Source organism: Allorhodopirellula solitaria (assembly GCF_007859855.1).
In the GTDB taxonomy this organism is placed as follows: Bacteria; Planctomycetota; Planctomycetia; order Pirellulales; family Pirellulaceae; genus Rhodopirellula; species Rhodopirellula solitaria.
Genome location: NZ_SJPK01000007.1, coordinates 227,861 through 246,151, shown reverse-complemented (window position 1 = coordinate 246,151; position 18,291 = coordinate 227,861). Strand labels below are relative to the sequence as shown.

Annotated in this window: 12 protein-coding genes; 8 read left to right on the top strand and 4 right to left on the bottom strand. The window is 58.7% G+C overall.

All coding sequences use genetic code 11. From position 1 onward, the window contains the following. Positions 1 to 11 precede the first annotated feature (11 nt). On the top strand, positions 12 to 812 hold the full coding sequence (locus CA85_RS15250) for an OmpA/MotB family protein (protein ID WP_391564877.1): 801 nt from the start codon (positions 12 to 14) through the stop codon (positions 810 to 812). Between the two features lie 4 nt (positions 813 to 816). Here the strand turns inward: CA85_RS15250 and CA85_RS15245 are convergent, their stop codons facing one another. Genes CA85_RS15245 through CA85_RS15230 form a run of 4 tightly spaced genes read right to left on the bottom strand, consistent with a single transcriptional unit; the run spans position 817 to position 6,635 of the window. Beyond that, on the bottom strand, positions 817 to 3,735 hold the full coding sequence (locus CA85_RS15245; protein WP_146392181.1) for a protein kinase domain-containing protein: 2,919 nt from the start codon (positions 3,733 to 3,735) through the stop codon (positions 817 to 819). Continuing rightward, the gene (locus CA85_RS15240; RefSeq protein ID WP_146392180.1) at positions 3,722 to 4,381 is read right to left on the bottom strand and encodes an ECF-type sigma factor; all 660 of its coding nucleotides are present in this window, start codon (positions 4,379 to 4,381) and stop codon (positions 3,722 to 3,724) included. Before CA85_RS15240 ends, CA85_RS15245 begins: the two co-directional genes overlap by 14 nt. Then, positions 4,381 to 5,412, bottom strand: a complete 1,032-nt coding sequence (gene ygfZ, locus CA85_RS15235) for a CAF17-like 4Fe-4S cluster assembly/insertion protein YgfZ (protein WP_246112836.1) — start codon at positions 5,410 to 5,412, stop codon at positions 4,381 to 4,383. The genes CA85_RS15240 and ygfZ overlap by 1 nt, the downstream gene beginning before the upstream one ends. 17 nt (positions 5,413 to 5,429) lie before the next feature. Continuing rightward, the gene (locus tag CA85_RS15230) at positions 5,430 to 6,635 is read right to left on the bottom strand and encodes an LOG family protein (protein ID WP_146392179.1); all 1,206 of its coding nucleotides are present in this window, start codon (positions 6,633 to 6,635) and stop codon (positions 5,430 to 5,432) included. 344 nt (positions 6,636 to 6,979) lie between these two features. Here CA85_RS15230 and CA85_RS15225 point away from each other — a divergent pair, with 344 nt between their 5' ends. The 7 genes from CA85_RS15225 (at position 6,980) to CA85_RS15195 (ending at position 18,038) form a co-directional block, all read left to right on the top strand. Then, complete coding sequence (locus CA85_RS15225) at positions 6,980 to 7,555, top strand: hypothetical protein (RefSeq protein WP_146392178.1); 576 nt, start codon at positions 6,980 to 6,982, stop codon at positions 7,553 to 7,555. A gap of 219 nt (positions 7,556 to 7,774) precedes the next feature. Further along, complete coding sequence (locus tag CA85_RS15220) at positions 7,775 to 9,493, top strand: DEAD/DEAH box helicase (RefSeq protein WP_391564876.1); 1,719 nt, start codon at positions 7,775 to 7,777, stop codon at positions 9,491 to 9,493. A gap of 166 nt (positions 9,494 to 9,659) precedes the next feature. Beyond that, positions 9,660 to 10,703, top strand: coding sequence for a ThuA domain-containing protein (locus tag CA85_RS15215; protein WP_246112835.1), 1,044 nt, complete (start codon positions 9,660 to 9,662; stop codon positions 10,701 to 10,703). 279 nt (positions 10,704 to 10,982) lie between these two features. After that, entirely contained in the window at positions 10,983 to 11,342 is a 360-nt protein-coding gene (locus CA85_RS15210; RefSeq protein WP_146392176.1) for a hypothetical protein, read from the top strand. 108 nt (positions 11,343 to 11,450) lie between these two features. Next, positions 11,451 to 12,215 (top strand): PEP-CTERM sorting domain-containing protein, encoded by a 765-nt coding sequence (locus CA85_RS15205; protein WP_186774965.1) that lies wholly within the window; start codon positions 11,451 to 11,453, stop codon positions 12,213 to 12,215. 1,688 nt (positions 12,216 to 13,903) lie between these two features. Continuing rightward, positions 13,904 to 16,528, top strand: coding sequence for a secretin N-terminal domain-containing protein (locus CA85_RS15200; RefSeq protein WP_246112834.1), 2,625 nt, complete (start codon positions 13,904 to 13,906; stop codon positions 16,526 to 16,528). Positions 16,529 to 16,553: 25 nt separating this feature from the next. Next, on the top strand, positions 16,554 to 18,038 hold the full coding sequence (locus CA85_RS15195; RefSeq protein ID WP_246112833.1) for a proprotein convertase P-domain-containing protein: 1,485 nt from the start codon (positions 16,554 to 16,556) through the stop codon (positions 18,036 to 18,038). Positions 18,039 to 18,291 lie beyond the last annotated feature (253 nt).

Below are 18,291 nucleotides of genomic sequence, written 5' to 3'. Positions count from 1 at the left end.
TGGGCGTCTCGATGGTCGTGGCGTCTATGCTCACCGGCTGCAGCCAAAATCCCTATTTGGCCAATGGTAGTGGATCGGTGTGGCAGCCCCCACCGACGGGCAACCAATTGACAGCGGTGCAGACACAAGTCGCGGAACTGAACCGGCGCGTGCAGTTGCTCGACGATAACAATCGGCAATTGACGACTCAGTTGGCTCAAAGTGAACAGCAGGCTCAGGTCTACCGTGACGAGCTGAATCTCGTTCGCAGTCAGCTCGCCGACACCGCACAACAATATGAAGCCGCACGAATCGCAGCGAGCAATGCGCAGAGCTCAGCGAAGTCCTTTCAAGCCTCGGCCCAGCTCCGAGGTGGTGCGACCATTCGAGCCAATACGAATCTGACCCAGCTCGCCGGTCGTCTGCAGCTCGGCAATCTGCAGGTCCAGCAGGATGGTGAAGTCATCCGCGTCATCGTGCCATCGGACCAATTGTTCGCACCGGGGACGGCTCAGTTGCAGCCTCAATCCACCGCGGTGCTCGATCCGGTGGCTGCCCAGCTGCGATCGACGTTCCCACGGCAGCGGATTGCGATCGAGGGCTATACCGACAATTCACCGATGTATGGTGGTGCTGTCGGTAGCCCGCACCAGCTCACCTCGGCCCAAACCTCCGCCGTGCTCGATCTCCTGACGCGGCGGGCCGGCATGCCAACCGCTCAGCTATTCATCGTGTCTCAAGGCGCTAACAACCCACGCGGTGACAATGCCACACCGGCGGGGCGGGCAGCCAATCGGCGGATCGAGCTGGTCATTTATCCTGAGACGTTTTAGCGGCTCACTGATATCGCAATACCCGATACGTCTCCCGGGCTTGTTCGAGCTGCGAGAGCGAATTCATTGCCGGGTGTTTGCAGAGGACAAGTGGCAGCATCGGCAACTGGGTCGTGATCAATCGAGCGAGCAACTGTTCCGACGTTTCTGCGTCTGATTCGTTGCCCGGTTCTCCGGCGGACCCGCCATTCGAATCCCTAGCAGGTTTCTCGTTAGCGGCTTGGGCAACCGCCTCGGCGCGGCGAAGTTGTAGGATCGCCGCATTGATGGTGGGACCAAACGGGCCATACGGCAGAGCCTCAATCCGCTGCTCGCGGGCAGCATAGTAAGCGGCCACTCCCTGATTGGGTTCCCAGGACAGATTCGGATCCGCTTGGGCGGCTTGGGCGAAGCGACCTGTATGTTCATAAATATCGATCAGCAATCCGCGAGGAGACAGCTCATCTTCGCTGGTTTTATGATCGCTCTCGAGCAGTGCCTTGGACGCGTCGATCGCGCGATCGGTGTTGCCCCGGAACCACTCCGCCCGGGCATGTTCGGTCCTTAAAAACCACGAGGTCCCGTGCAGCTTCACGGCGCGAAGCATGTCATTGAGCGAGAGTTCTTCGTTGCCGAGGATGAAATTCAGCCATGCCGATTGCTGGTACACTTGCCATTGGTTGGGCGTCGGGAGCTTGAGCGTGCGGAGAATTCTCGCAGCACTATGGAAGTCGGCGAGGACTTGGTAATCGAGCATCGCTCGGGCTAATAATGCGACGCTGTTCTCGGGGTCCAGAGAGAGCGCCAAGTCTGTCGCGTTCTGGCTGAGATCGATCAGTTCGATCGCTCTCGGTTCGTCGACTCGCGAGGCCAAACTAATCGCTGTCAAAGCGATGCCCGCCTGGGCATCGGGGTAGGTATCGTCGATCGAGGCGGCGTGCTGGAAGCAACGCAGCGCTCTTTCCATCGCATGGGTGGTATCGGGGCTTGAAACGGTGCGTCCTTTGATGAGGCAGTTGAACGCCTCTGGATCCTTTAGATTTTCATGTTCGGAACCCTGGGCCAGTTCGTGTCCGATGCGAGCGGCGATTTTTCTAGCAACGCCGGTTTGCTCGATCAAATTTTTGCCCGGAGCTATCGAGATCAAGGTTCCCTCGATGAGTTTGCCCGTCTTTCCTGAAACGATATCAATATTGACGAGCAGTTTGGGTTGCGGTGGTTTCTCGCTCAGGGAGAGGACTTCCGGCCCGTTCTCTAGCGTGAACACGCCTGTAATCAATGCGTCCACCTCGAGGCGTTTGGCCACCTCGCGAAAATCCTGCGGTTCGGTAGCCGATAGTGATTCGTACTTGGGTACGGTGATGCCGTTGAGTCGGGCCAGTTCATTGGCGAGCAATCCGGCGAGTAAATCGGCTCGGTCGATGACGGGGTCGCCTATCGGCAGATCTTCCGATGAGTCAGTGAGCGATCCGATTGTTTGAAAACGCAGCACACCGATCGACTCAATCGCTTGCAGCTCGCTGACCGGTTCGGGTGCTAGGAGAGTGGCACCGATTGCACCCCCGGCGATGGCTCCGCCCACCGCCTCGATCAGACGCCGGCGGCTGATGACAAGGGTGTCACGTTTGTCGGGGCTAGAGACGCCGTCGCGGGCCGGTTTGTCCTGTAGTCGTGCAAGCACTTCGTCAGCGGTTGGCCGATCGGCTGGGTCTTTCTGCAGCATGGCGAGAATGAGATCCGCCAGTTCGGTCTCTTCACGACTGCGCAGCGGTTCGGCATGCGGTTCTTTTTCCAATACCGCCGCGAACCGTTTGGTTGCCGTCTCACCGGAGAATGCGGGCCGTCCGAACAAGGCTTCGAACAGCACGCAGCCGAGCGCGAAGATGTCTGCCGCTGGAGTGATCACGCCTCCTTGGGCCTGTTCGGGGGCCATGTATCCCGGCGTGCCCAGAATCATGCCAATGCGAGTCGATGTGTCTCCATCGGCTAGAAGTTCGGCGATATCAACATCGGATTGTTCCGTTTCACTTTCAAAGCGGCTTGAACCGACGCGTGAGAGTCCGAAATCAAACAGTTTGAGGCTGGCTCCATGTTCGGTCGCGCTTCGTGGAGAGGCCGATGGATTACCTGCATCGTTCCCGGGCGGCCCGGGACGATCCATCACCATCACATTTTCGGGTTTGATGTCACGGTGGATGACGCCCTGAGAGTGTGCCGTTGCGAGTGCATCGGAGAGTTGAATCCCCCAATTGCGAACCTGAGCGATGGAGATGGGATCTTTCGAGATCCGCGCCGGTCGCATTCTCTCGAGCAGGGTCTCACCACGCAGATGTTCCATCACGACGTAGGGCATGCCGTCGTAGATGCCCACATCGAACAGCTCGACGATATGGGGGTGGGTCAATCCGGCGACCGCTTTGGCTTCCCGCTGAAAACGTTCGATGAGAGATTGCGATTGCCGGCCGTGCAGTGACAGCATTTTGATTGCGACACTGCGGTCCAAGCGAGTGTCGGTAGCGCGGTAGACGATGCCCATGCCGCCCCGGCCGAGCACGCTGATGATGGAGTAGGGACCAATTCGATCAGCGAGTGTCGGTAATTTGACAGCAGTGGTTTCCGATGAGGAGCCCGGGTCGAGCGGCGGAGTGGGCGCAGCATGCGTCGCGATATCGCCTTCGTCGAGCGGGACAGTGCTCTTGTTAGGACTCGGTGTTGTCAAATGGGTGTCGTGTTGGCGTTGCAGCTCGTGGGAGATCGCTTCGAGTTCGCGGCGTAAAATCGCCCCATGCTCACCGCCGTAGTTCTCAACGAGTGCATCGACACGATCGCTCACCTGCAGCGCATCGGCACCCTCGTGGAGTGATTCCCGCAATCGCGATTCAAACTCTAAGCAGATCGCGTCGATTCTCGCCAGTTCGCGTGCCGGCAGATCACTGAGTTCCATCGCCGTCCTCTCCCGCTTCACGTTGTTCGGACCAAGTCTTGCGAATCAGCTGCAGTCGCCGTTCCACGGCTCGTTTGCTGAGTTCCAAGCGTTCGGCGATTTCATCGACGAGATACCCGTCCATTCGCATCACCGCAATTTCTCGGAGTTGGCTGTCGGGGAGGTCATCGAGAAGTTTCTCGCAGGCTTCGGCCAGTTCGGCCCGCACGTCGGGTCGCAGGGCATCTTCTCCACCACCGCCGCGCCCCAGTTGCTCCAGTCCCCCGGCGGCAATTTCTCCCGTCGAATCCAGAAAAATAGACTCGCCTCTGACATTGCCGCCGCCGCGTTTCTGCCGTGTTTGCCGGCGCAGGTGCGCGTGCACCTTGCGGCTGGTCAGGGTGATCAACAATCCCCAAAGATTGTCCGGTCCCGCCAGATCGGGGAATTGGTCGCGGCGCACGCCAGCGATAAAACTGTGGAACGCCGACAGGGCAATGTCTTCCTCATCGCTCGTGCGGCGCAGATTTCGAGGTAGCCGCGTGCCCGCTAACCGCACCAATGGCTGAAAATAGCGTTCCCACAACAGCGTGGTCGCTTGTTCGTCCCCGTCGCGAACTTCATCGAGTAACTCGGCGAGCTGTTCCAGAGAAAGATCCGTTGACATCAGGCGCGCTCGACTTTGGCAAGGAATGACTTGTTATCGAGGGTGCCGGTCGCTTCGCCGCCCACCTCAAAATGGCTGCGTCGGGCAAACCCAATGGCAGCGACGCGTTGCTCGGCGCTATCCGTACTCGAGCCGTCCGCTTTCAGGCCGTCCCTACTTAGGCCATCCGCGGAAACTTCGCGAGCGATGCTGGTCAATCGACCCACGGGTTTCTCACCACCGGCGAAAAGCTTGGTGTCCACCGCTGGGAGTGGTCCACCGGTGAAATCCGCAATCGACCACAGCACCAGCTTTTTCTGGACCTGGCCGAGGGCGTCCAATCGCGCGATGGTTTCTTGCCCAAGGTAACAACCCTTGGTGAAGGAAATGGTTTCGGGTTCGCGGTTGACTTCTTGGGGCAGATGCGAGTCGTTGAAATCCGTTCCATACCACGGATAGCCCGCCGTGACGCGGAGGGCATGAAATGCATCTCGAGCGTGATCACCCTCGAGGCACTGCAGCGAATCGGCGGCGGCGACGTCGTGGCCGGCCAGCGCGGCGAGAGCGATCTGGTCTGGGGACCACTGCGACGTCGGGTCCGCTAGGATCAACCGACCGCGCCTGCCTTGGGGCGTGTCGATCCAGGGCACGCCATAGCTCGGCACGCACGCATCACCTCCGTCACTGAGTTCCCGGAACGTTCGTGGCTCATCGGGCAGCGGCCCGACGAGCAGGTAGGGATGCACCTGATCGTCGATCACATCGGGCTCGGCGTCTTCGCGAATGGTGTACCGGTCCATCTGAGTGGCGATGGCATCGGATTGCCCGGCCGCTCCGATCAGACGGTACCCGCGGTCGGTGCGGAAGATCATCCCATGCCCGATGCACTTGCCTTTGACATTGGTGATGAACGATTCCACGCCCGGCCCATCGACAGACAACGATTTGACCTCGTTGGTTGTCAAATTGTGCAAAATGGCAGCAGCATCTTTGCCAACGAGATCGAGCACGCTGACGGTAGGCAGTCGCAATAAGAAAATGGAAGTATCCACATCTGCACTCATAGGAATCAACGTGAGGAAATTATCGCGGGGCTCGTCACGGGTTGACCGTTGATGTCATTGATCAACATTCTCAATCGGCCGAGTGAGCGGCGATTGAAGCGGAAGACCAATCGCGGGTAGGCAGCGAGCTCCTTCTCCCCGGACTCCTCAGGCAGCGGCCCGCGGAGTTCAAATTGACCCGATACGAGAATATCAGCAAACTCGTCCTGGATACGCTCGATGTGTTCGTCGCTGAGTTGCGTTCGCAAGCGGAGAACGAGCTTATCGCGGACATACCGCATCGAGTGATAAACGCGGTAGAACGCCATCAGCTCTTCCACCGCTTCGTCGACTGAGTTGGTAACCAGGTACAGAGCTCGGTCGTCGGGACTGATCATCCCGTTGCCCAGGAGCTGTTTCTCAAAAAAGTCGCCGACGTCGCTCCAGTAGCTGCCTTCGGGATGATCCAGCAGCACCAGGGGGATCATCGTTTGTTTGCCGGTTTGCAGGAGGGTGAGCGTTTCACAGGCTTCGTCCAGAGTCCCGAAACCACCGGGCAAACAGACCACTGCGCTGCATTCCTTGACGAACATCAACTTGCGAGTGAAGAAGTACTTCATCGTCACAAGTTTCGGGTCGTTGTCGATGTAGGGGTTCGCTCCCTGTTCGAACGGCAACATGATGTTCAGCCCCATCGACGCGTCGCGTCCGGCGCCTTTATGGCCCGCTTCCATGATGCCACCACCGGCACCGGTGATGATCATCCAACCGTGAGCAGCCATGCGGCGACCGAGATCGACGGCCGATTGGTAGCCCGGGTGATCCGGTGGGGTCCGTGCCGAGCCAAACACTGTGACTTTGCGGCGGCGGCGGTAGGGCCGGAATACTTGGAATGCGTAACGCAACTCACGCAGGGTCCGCGAGAGAATTTTGACATCGCCTCGGGCCGAATTGTCCTCCTCGAGCCGGTCGATCGAACGCCGCATCAACTTGAACAAGTCCTGCGAATCAACCGTCGTTATCGGTTCGTCCGCGGGCTGGGGGCGATTGAGTTCATCCTCACCGATCGCTTCGCTCGGCAAGCGATCGATCTCCTTCTGGGAATCGATGTCTTGACGGTCCCTTCGCGACCGACGGCTTCCCCCGCTGGCCGCGTTCTCCGACGGATTTTGCCCCTGCTTCTCGCTAGCGTCGCGATCATGGTCCGAATTCGAGTCTGGCGAGCGATTCATAGGCATTCCTTTCAAATTTTCCGCATTCTGTTCAATGATTAGATTTTCCCCGTATCCATTCTACAGGGGCGATCGCGCCAGCTACAGACGCTGGCCGTGAGTTTGACGGTTGAGGCGAAGGGGGTGAATACGTGGCTCGGCAGTCAATGGCCCCGCAAAAACTGTGAATTTTCCGAGTTTTTATGGACCTGGCGAAACTTGAATCGGTGGCTCAAGTCCGACCGAAACCCGTGCCGATGGAGGAAGCTGTACCGGTGAGGAGGGAACGCCTGCCGGTGCCCATGAGCAGCGAGGAGGGAACCTCGCTGGCGCACCCCCTCACCCCACGGCGACGACAACCAAGTATGGGATCAAGCAAGGACGCTGCGGCGGCCACGACGATTGGATATTTCACCACTGTGCATTCCGACCGCACCGGCTGGACAGGGGGGTTGCTTGTACTCAATGGTTCCGGCCGGCCGCTGGAGTTCCAGTGTACGCTGCCGATCCGGCCCTCGCGGGCGCACGAGATTCTGTTTGGGACGACGCTCGGCGAGCATCTTATCAGCGAAGTCATCGGCCCGACGTTGCTGCAGAAATGTCGCACGCCAATCTCGCTGTTGTGCTGTGCCCAGCCCGAGGCGGCTTCGCTGCAGGAGAATCTGCCCGCCCGCACTCCGGCTTCCGATCAGGCCGCCACAGTCGTGGCGATCGTCAGCGAGGAAAAGAACGGTTCGGCCCATCCAACGGACTCACGACGTTTCGCCGGCCATGGTCCAGTGACGCTGGGAAATGCGACTCTGTTGGTGGCAGTCGAGCAGCTCGAGGCGGCCGAGGGAACGATCGCCAATCTGCGTGATATCGTCGATACAGTCGAGCCGTTTGAGCGGATCACCGAGGCGATCCGGGAGGCCCAGAGCCAGATGGCGAGGGCCGCCTGAATGTGGTTCTCGGCCAAAAAGCAGCCCGTTGGCTCACCCGAACAGGATCTTGCCAGCCCATCCAGTCCTGCCGCCTCCGGTCCGTTGGCGGCGTCGCCGTCGGCACGCCCGGAACTGAGCTGCGAGATTGACGAATCGCTCAGTTGGTCCAGCCTGTTGGCGGGGCCGCAGGTTCGCGAGGATCTCGCCGGAGCGACCGAAACATTCTACTGCGGTGGCATGGAGGTCCAAACCCAGACGCTGGCTCTGCCACCGCTGCAGACGACACGGGTGCCGATCAAGTTGCCTCGGTTGCGTGCCAAGACCAATGGGTTTCTCTTTCCCGAGGCGGCGTCCTGGATCCCAGCGACGCCACCGAACGAAAAGGCTGCTGTCGCGGGTCAGATCGGTCCCGAGGGGAAAGCGGAGGAGGGCGGTCTAAAGAATCGCAAACGCAAAACTGGCAAACACACACGGATCAAACCGCCTAACGATATCGTCAAATTGCAGGACCGGCTGTACTACCTGCTCCAACCGCCACTCGATCTGCTCGTCGGCAGCGGTCAGCTGAACTTTCCCTTCGAACCCTTTCCCTACCAGCTCGATGGGATCGCGTTCCTGTTTCCCCGCTACGCCTGCGTGCTGGCCGATGAGATGGGGTTGGGCAAGACGATGCAAGCGATCAGCACGATGCGGATGCTGCTCTGCAGCGGAGAGATGCGTAGCATCCTGTTGATTTGCCCCAAACCCCTGGTCAGCAATTGGTTGCGCGAGTTCGGTGTTTGGGCGCCGGAGATCCCCGTCACCGCGATCGAAGGCAATGCTGCCAAACGCGAGTTTCAATGGCGGGCAACCAATGCCCCGGTCAAGATCGCCAACTATGAATTGTTGATGCGGGACAAAGACATCGTGCTCGAAGGTGGTTTGCACTTTGATCTCGTGGCTCTCGATGAAGCACAGCGGATCAAGAATAGCAACAACACGACGAGCGAGGTGGTTCGCGCCATTCCCCGCACCCGGTCGTGGGCGCTGACGGGCACGCCGGTAGAGAACTCTCCCGATGATCTCGTAGGCATCTTCGACTTCCTCTCGCCCGGTTACTTGACCGCCGGGATGCCGATGCCGCAGATGGCCAAGGCGGCCGGTGACTACATCCTCCGCCGCACCAAAGACATGGTGCTCGAGGACATGCCGCCGAAGCTGTTTCGCGATGCCGACATCGACCTGACACCGGAGCAGTGGTCGCGCTACGAAGCTGCCGAATCCGACGGCATCATTCACTTGGAAGAACTCGAAGAATCACTCACGATCCAGCATGTCTTTGAGCTGGTCCTGCGGCTCAAACAGATCTGCAACTTCGATCCCGTCACCGGCGCCAGCGCCAAGTTGCAGCGACTCGAAGCCGATATGGAAGAGGTGGCCGCCAGTGGTCAGAAAGCGATTTTGTTCAGTCAGTGGACGAAAACGATTGAGAAGATGCGGCCGGCGATGGAGCGGTTCGGGGCGTTGGAATACCACGGCAAGATCCCGCACAAGAAACGCGAGACCGTCATCGACCAGTTCAAGAACGATCCCAATTCACGGATCATTCTGATGAGCTACGGTGCGGGCAGCGTGGGATTGAATTTACAGTTCTGCCGCTACGTATTTCTGTTCGATCGTTGGTGGAATCCGGCCATCGAGGACCAAGCCATCAACCGGGCCCACCGTATCGGTGCGGCTGGCAGTGTGACGGTCACGCGGATGATGGCCGCCGGGACCATCGAGCAACGCATCGCGGCGGTGCTCGACCAAAAACGCGAGATGTTTGACGCCCTCTTCGCCACCCAGCACGGTGAGGACGAACGCGTCACCGCGCCGGCGAGCAACAGTCCTTTGGCGCGGACCGGTGGGCTCAGCCGCGATGAGATCTTTGGGCTATTTGATCTCCGCGCCCCTGGTGGCAAGAAGGTCGCGTGAGTCGGGATGGGCTATGCTGTGTGGGTGGCTGACAGGCCGTGGGCCTGTTGTTTTCCCACCAATGTCTTCCCGCCGCCGGTGTGGAAGGCATTTGCCAGCGGTCGAACGACGCGAACACCGCTGGTGATTGTTTGACTAGCACCCCTCCAACCCAACCCAATCCCCAATGAAATTTGCCCTGCTCGCTGTCGCCATGTGTTTCGGTCTCGGCACCGTCTCCGCTGAAGTCGTTGATTATGAACCACTCGTCTATGAGGGCAGTTCGGGAATTGGTGAGGGCAAACACATCGTGTTCGTGGCCGGAGATCACGAGTATCGCTCGGAGGAATCTCTGCCCGCACTCGCCCGGATTCTCGCCCACCGCTTCGGATTCCGCTGCACAGTATTGTTCAACATCGATCCGGAGACGGGCGAGATCGTAGCGGGAACCCCGTCGAATATCCCGGGCATGGAGGCGCTTGATTCGGCTGACTTGGCAGTCATCTTTTTGCGGTTTCAGGACCTGCCCGCTGAGCAGATGCAGCACCTCGAGGATTACCTGCAACGGGGCGGCCCCGTCGTTGGCATGCGAACGGCGACGCATGCATTTCGGATTCCCGCCGATGAGGAATTCGCCAAATACTCGTTCAACTCCAAAGTCGATGGGTACGAACTCGGATTCGGACACCAGGTCCTCGGTCAGACCTGGGTGGGGCATTATGGCAAGAACCATGTGCAGAGCACGCGTATCGAAGTCGTCGATGCGATGCAGGAGCATCCGATCCTCAGAGGCGTCAAGGACGTGTGGGTGCAAGCAGGTGGTTATGTCGGCAAACCCACCGACGGTGACGTTCTGACCATGGCCCAGCCGCTCGATGGGATGACAGCGGACTCGCCCGCTTCGAAAACCCAGCCACCGATGCCGTCGGAATGGACCCGGACCTATCAAGGTGAATCCGGAGCCGAGGGACGCGTCTTCACAACGCTCTATGGAACGCCAGAGGATTTGACCAACTCGGGCTATCGGCGGTTGGTCATCAACGGCATTTTGTGGGCGATTTCGATGGAGGATGAGATCACGCCGGAGCACAATGTCGAGATCGTCGGCCCGTTCCATCCCAGCACCTTCGGTAACCAGACCCACCTCCGTGGCGTCCATCCGCAGGATTACGCCGGTTTCGAGAGTCCGATCCCCGCCCCAGGCAAAGCGGGCAAGTCGAAGTCGAAGTGAGTTGGCTCTGCTCCACATCTCCGATCGAACGGTTTTCGATGCTTTCCCGTTGAGCGGCGTTTTTCCCGGCAATTCGCGTCTTTTGCTGCGTTTTGTCGCCCTCGATTGCTCGGTAAATCGCGAGCTAGATCGCAGCGGATAGCCGCCTTGAAAGAATAAGAAGATTCTGCGAGTACATTCCCCCCCGAATGCCGTTTGGAGTTGTGAAAGGTTGGAAAGCCCTCGGAAAATCCGTGCTGGGCTTTTTTAAACATTCTCCTGAAGGTATACATCTCGTCCATGCGTCTCCCCATTCTGCTTGTCGTGTTCTCGCTGGTGATCGTTGGCCGCAGCGCCGGCGCCGGTGTGATCGTCGACATGCCAGTGGAACGTGAGCAGGTGGCTGGCGATGGGGAGCCGGTCTTGGTGATCGTCAGCAGCGCCGACGACCCGGTATCGCCGCCGCTTGAGATCGACCATCGCGGCCCCGATTCGATGGAGGGGCTGGCGACAATGAGCGAGTCCAGCGTCGCTCCGTCAGCGACGTTGCCCAGCGGGATTGCCATTGGAAGCAAAGGACCGCTGCTGTGGCGCGTGGAGTGGGGAAATTTCCATCTACCGCCTCCGCCCGATTTAGATGGTCTTCTCAAGCCTTCGTAGGGCCGAATCGACACCTCGATTCGATTTTTAATAGGGATGGTTTTCCGCGATCGGAAACGAACATCATCCCAGCTCTACGATAGAAGACTTTTAGGAAGATTTTTGACTATGAAGACGTTTTTGAGTTTCAACGGCCCAGCCGTTGTGTTGGCAGGTTTGTGTGTGGTTGCGCTGACCGGTGTGGGGCATGCAGGGGTGATTAACCCTGAGTTTGAGGAATTTGGTGCACTCCCTGCGGCGACTTTTGGTGGCAGCGGAATCGACAACAGCTCGGTCGCGGTCGATAGATACGCCAGCAGTTATTTCAATATTGAGAACTCGAGAGTTACCTTGGGTTTGAGCGCGACTCCACGGTTCAGCCAACCTGCTCTTTCCAATGACGGAGCCGGGACGTTTTCCGCAGTCACAGGCGCGTATTCTCCATCGGAACCCAATACGGCTCGCTGGAACGTATCCTTTTATATCAGCCAAGAAGCACGCTTCTTTCCGGAGCTGTATGGTTATCAACTTCTATACGATTTCGACCCAGCTGCAGACACGGATGAGGATGATTTGGGGCGCTTCGATCTGACGGCTTTTGCTCTGGGGCAAAATCCTTTTCAGGGCTCAGAGAACGTTGGATTTGGTTATTTGACGATAAACGCTCCACCGTTGAATACTGTTCCCGCGTACGCTCCATTCGACCCCAATGTCCGTGGCGAGTATACTTTCTCGTTGGTAGCAACGAATATCTCAGGTGACGAAGTTGCTCGCTCGACAATCATCGTCAACACCGTTCCTGAGCCCGCGACCTTGGCAATGTTCTCACTGCTGACCATTGGCGCCGCGGGTGCCTATCGTCGCCGCCGTAAGAACCGCGCTGCGGCTTGCTAGGGTTTGTTAAATCCGTAGCAGTTGGATAGTCTCGAATCCATCGAGTCGTCGATGGATGGCAGGGGGATCCAGCCGTTCGTGAACGCCCCGGCAGATTACGCCACCAAGCACTCTCTTGCGGCCTTCAGGAAGACTGAGCCGATCGGGGCCTAGTGGTCTGTGACGCCTTGATCTCAGGGTAGTGGACGAGGCGACGAGCTGTCAGTTACCCACAAGTATCCCGTTAGGGATTAGAGAGAATAGCCGCAGGTCAGCGCAGCGCCACCTACGGTGGTTCGTTGGCCGTGGAACGTCGACCCCGAAGTGGGTCGCAGACCTCGTCATTCATGATCTTCAACCCCATTCGGGGTTGGCTCTTGCGTTTCGCGTCGTATCCGGTGGTGTTCGCTTGCGCTCAAACCACCGGCTATTTTCTAAAACGCCTTCGGCGTACGAAGACTTGTGGGTAACCCACAGGTTTGCTCCCCCGTGTGCTTGTCACACGCCGAAGCGACGTTTTCAAATTAGAGAACCTCGCCATCGACACAAGTTCCCTGTCAGCTTGTCTGACAGGAAACCAAGTTGATCAACTTTGCTGTCATGCGGGGCAAGCCCGCATGGGAGCGGCGTGACTGCTCCATCTTGATCTAATCACAAAACGGAGATTCCTGTCAGACAAGCTGACAGGGGATCCGGTTTTGTGGGTAATGACCAGCTCGTTGCCTCGTCCACTACAGCCAACCCTAATTTTTAGCTGTCCCAGGCCACTGGTCTGTCAGTTACCCAGACGTCTCCCGAAAAGGTTTGTAAAGAATACCCGTAGGTCAGCGCTAGCGCCACCTACAGAGCTTCGTTGAGCGTGGCGCGTCGACCCCGACGGGGGTCGCAGATCTTGTCACGAATGATCTTCCACCCCATTCGGGGTTGGCGTTTGCGTTTGGCGACCTATCCGGTGGTGTTCGCTTGCGCTCAAACCACCGGCTATTTTCTCTAACGCCTTTCGGCGTAGGAAAACTTGCGGGTGACTGACAGCGGGGCTTAGTCAACGCTGCCGGATCATTGGCGATGAGGATGGTTTTCGTGCGCTGTGCTACTCCGCTCTGCGGACTCCCTAAACCACCCCCGCCCCCTCTCCACCACGCTTCGTGGGGGAGAGGGGGCGGGGGTGAGGGGGGCTGCACACGACCTTCTTTCCCGCTCCATTGGCCTTGGGTAGGGCGTGGCGGGTCTGCCACCCCATTTAGGGTCGGTTTCTTCCGCGTTCAAGCTGACCGGCGGTGTTCGCTCCGCTCGAGCGCCGGCTATTTTCTGCGAGCCCTCGGGTGTGAAGCCGGCTGTGGGTACTTGTTGGGGCAGGGCAGGGCAGGGCAGGGCAGGGCAGCACGATTATTTTCCGCTTTGGTGGGCGGCAGAGGTGGAGAGTTTTGGCCGTTGGGGTTGACTTGATCTCGCCAAAACGAACAATCGGCGCGTTCAGAAAATCGCATCAATTTGAGATCTTTCTCGCACTGCGGGCGATTAACGGCTATCATGATGGCTCCCGCCTGCGGTCAGCCTGTCTCCCGCAACCCATCCCCATCCCCATCCCCATCCCCACCTCCACGCGTCAGAGCATTCGGCTTTGTCACGTGCCCCACCCCAGACTGGCGTTGACGCTCTCGCTCATGATTCGCGATGAGCACCGCCGTCGCAGACCCTGAATGAATCCCATGATTACACTCCAACCTTCCAAGATGGTTGTGTCCCTTCGTGGCCATCTGAGTCGCCTCGCCCCCGCATTGATTTTGTTGAGCGCAACCTGCGCCGGTGGGGCCGAGACCCGGGGCGGCGAGACACCGGTTGAGGCGACGCCGACAGTTTCATCGTTGGAGGCAGCCTCGACGCTCAGCCATGCGGGCGAGGGCGTGCAGGCGGACACGGCCGCGCCCGTCACAACGGAGCTGCGGTTCTCCTTCAACGGGGCACCCTGGCGAGACGTCATCGAGTGGGTGGCCGAGGAGGCTGGCTTGGCGCTGCAGTTCGGTGAATTGCCTCCAGGGAGTTTCACTTACAACGATCAGGGGTCATTCAGTCCCGAGGCGGCGATCAACCGCGTCAACCTGTTTTTGATTCCCGAAGGATTCGCGCTCGTTCGCTCGGGGAATCTCCTGTCAGTGGTCAATTTGAACGATCCCCGGAGTTTGTCTCAGCTCGATGCGATCGCGGAGATGATCACGCCCGCTGAGCTGGATTCGCGTAGCGACCAAGATGTGGTGAAGTGTCTCTTTCGCTTGCAGAAGTTTGACGCCGAGGAAGCCGTGGAGGAACTCTCGTCTTTGCAGTTGATGACCGACCCTTCGGTGCTCGAGAAAACCAACCAGCTGTTGATCACCGACACGGTGGCCAAGCTGCGAAGCGTGCAAAAGATTTTGGACTCGTTTCAACCTGCAGCGATGACCAACGGTACCGTCGTCAAGAGTTTCCAGTTGGATCACGTGTCGGCCGAAGACGTGTTGGAAGTGGCTCGCCCCCACCTGGGGCTGGCGACCGGCGAGATGATCGGCATCGACGTGAGTTTGTCCTCGGACGTGCTCGGCAAGCACTTGTTCGTGACGGGCGTCGAAGACAAAGTCAAAGTGATAGAGGGTTTGGTCGAAGCGATCGATCAGCCCGATCCGGACGCTGAGCAGATGCAGGCGGATTCCATCTTGAAGTCCTACGTCGTCGAAGGCGGTAACGTGGAGATGGTCTATGACGTGCTGCAGACGCTGTTATCGGGCAAATCGGTTCGCCTGTCGATCGACGAGACGGCCGGCAGCATTGTCGCACTCGCCGATGCGAAGACGCAGCGGGAGATCGAGATGACGGTGGAGGAGCTGAAAGCTTCCGAAGCAGACTTTGAAGTGATCCCACTGAAGAATATTGACGCATACTACGCGATCAATTTGCTCGAACAGATGCTCGATCTGTCCCCATCGGGCTTTTATGACGACGACGACGATTCGGCGGAGAACTTGCCCAAGATCGATGCCGATGCGGGGAACCGCCGCTTGTTCGTCCGCGCCAAGCGGCCGCAGATCGAACAGATCAAAAAGATAATCTCGGATCTCGAAGCATCGGAATCTCCCGCTTTCGGTAGCAACGTCCGTGTGCTGCCGCTGACGACGAGCCAGGCCGAGCGGGTGCTGCAGACGGCATCGCGGTTCTGGCGAGGTGAAAACCCGATTTCGCGTATTCCTTCTGACGTCGAAGAGTCGATGCCTACGGAGCGTGTACCGGCTCAATCGGAGCCCACTCCCTCGCGAGCCCAACAGTTCGAGCGGAGTTCGGACGACTCACCGTTCCGACAATCCCCTTCGAAATCGCAGCCGCACGCTGAATCGTTCACGAAGGTTGTCAAGCCACGGTTCAGTGCAGACCAAGTCGATCGTGCTGTCTCGCTCGACAAAGAGCCGATCCAGTTCCAGGTCACTCCACGCGGGTTGCTGTTGCAGTCCAGCGATACCGAGGCGCTCGATCGATTCGAGGAATTGGTGAGGAGTATCTCGGGGCCTAACGAGATGACGACGACCAAGCCGATCATCTTTTACCTGCAACACATCAAAGCCGACGATGCGCTGCGGATGCTGACCAAGCTGATCGACGGTGGCGAGTCTGCCAAGGAATCCGATGCAGGGACACTCGTCAACGGTTACCTCTCCGCTCAATCCTCGTTTGTAACGGGCGGTTATTTGTCGACGGCCGAAGGGACGTTGACGTTGACGAGCGGGTCGATGACGGTCGTTGCTGACACGCGGCTGAACCGTCTGATCGCCCAGGGTTCCACCACGGACATTTCGACCGTGGAGGACTATCTGCGGATTATCGATAAACAGGACGGCATCACAGATGTCTTGACACACGGTCAGTCTCGCGTGATCGAGCTTGACAATATCCGGGCCAGTGAAGCTGCCGACGTGATCCGGCAATCGTTCGCGAGCCGGGTGGCCTCCGAGGAGGGTGCGGGCGGCGGTCAATCCGATGGTCGGCGTTCCAGCGACCCTCGTTCGCGTGATCGAGATGATGACCGCGATCGGCGACGCGAGCCGTCATCGCGAGGATCGCAAACCAAAGATCTCGCTCCCACGATGACCGTGGCTGTTCACGAGGGTAGCAACTCGTTGGTCGTGACCGCCCCCGATAGTCTGTTTGAGGAAGTTCAATCGCTGATCAGTTTGATCGATACTCGAGGTGAGCAGTCGATCGAGGTGGTCGTGCCGAGCAACGTGTTGGCGGTCGAAGCGGCCCTCGAAGGCATGTTGATCGAAACATCGAGAAGCAGTTCGTCCTCACGTCGATCACGATCGGAGCGCTGAGCGAATGGTTGTCAACAGGATACACTTGATCGCGTTTTGCACCGCCATCCTACTCGGGGGCTGTGCCGAGCATGCGTTTGCGCAAGCCGGGCTGCGTGAATCGCTCGAGCGACTCGATACCGACGGCGACGGCGAGATAGAGCCGGATGAGATCACACCGCTCGCTCGCCCTTATCTCGAGCGGATCGCGCGGGCGCGGCGGATGTCGTTGGAGCGGTCCAACGATATCGAGAAGCTGCAGGAAGCCGCGAGGATCTATCACGCGATGCAGAATGGTAGCTCTCGCAAGGACGTCCGTCCCGAGCGCGAGGGGGAAATGCGATCCTTTGGTGTCTCGCGCGACGAGCCCTTGGTACCGGAGTTCGGCACCGGGGCGTTGAAGTTTCCGTACACCGAATCGGATCTCGATGAAGCCGAGGGGACGCTGCGCCGCTTGGACCGAGACCGCAACGGATCCATCGATCGACGCGAGGCCCGCCGAGGTGATTGGTCGTATCGCGACCCGTTTGACGATGACCTCAACCAAGACGATCGACTCACCCGACTCGAACTCGCTCAACGCTACGCCCGCCGGCGGATGCTGCGGGATGATTCGGACGAACTACTGCAGAAAGTGCGGCGAACGGGCAATGGGATCGAACCGGCCCGTTCTGATCGTGACCGCGATTCGCGAGGCGATCGATCACGGCGACGAGGCGGCACGAGCCACTGGTTGGCATCGAGCATCATGGGACGCTTCGACCGGAACCGAGATGGACGGCTCGATCGATCCGAATCCTTGCAGCTGGGCATGCCCGTGGGCGAAATCGACATTGATCGCGACGGAGAAATCAGCCGGGACGAACTGCTTCACCACGTGTTGGAGCTTCAGGAGGAATCCGGTGGCATCGACAATGGTATCCCGGGATGGTTTTACGAGCGGGATGTCAACGGCGACCGTCAGGTCTCGATGGCTGAGTTTGCCCCCGAGCCCACACCTGAAACGATTGCTGAGTTCCTTGCCTGGGATCGCAATGAAGACGGACTATTGACCGCCGCTGAACTGGCTGGATCCCAAGTTGCCGTCGGCGGTACCTTTCGCAGCGAAGAGGGAATTGCCTTGCCTCCGGGGCAAACGATCATCTCGGAGATCGATGTCAAAGAGGATTTCTTGATTGCAGATTTGAACGTGCAGCTGTCGATCACGCACACGCATGCAGGTCAATTGGATGCGTTTCTGAACGGTCCGGGCGGCGAGCGAATCGAATTGTTTACTGAGGTCGGTGGGCACGATGACAATTTTGATAACACCGTCTTTGACGACGAGGCGTCGCAGCCGATCGTGAAGGCGCGACCACCATTTGAAGGCAGCTATCTACCTGAAGCCGTGAGCAAAAACGAGCCGGGCTTGAGCACTTTCAACGACAAGTCGATCCAAGGTGTTTGGCAGCTCGTCATTCGGGGCACCCGCAGTGAACGCTTCGGTATGCTGCACGGTTGGAACCTGCAGGTCCGTCGCGCTGAAGAATGAAAGTGGTGTGAGGGTAGGCAAGCTGTTTGTTATCCTTAGGTCGCCCTTCGCCGAAGGCGTTCTCGAAAATAACGGTTCATCCGACGGAAGCGTGCGCAGAGCACAGCGGAAGGTTTTTTGAGGCCTGGCTCTCGTATCCAATGATCGTTCAAAAATGCGTCCCTGACGAACAAACGCTCGCCAGGGACCGACAACACCATTGGCGTACCGCTTTTGCAGGGAAACGCTGGCGACCGAGATATCCCTTGCCAAG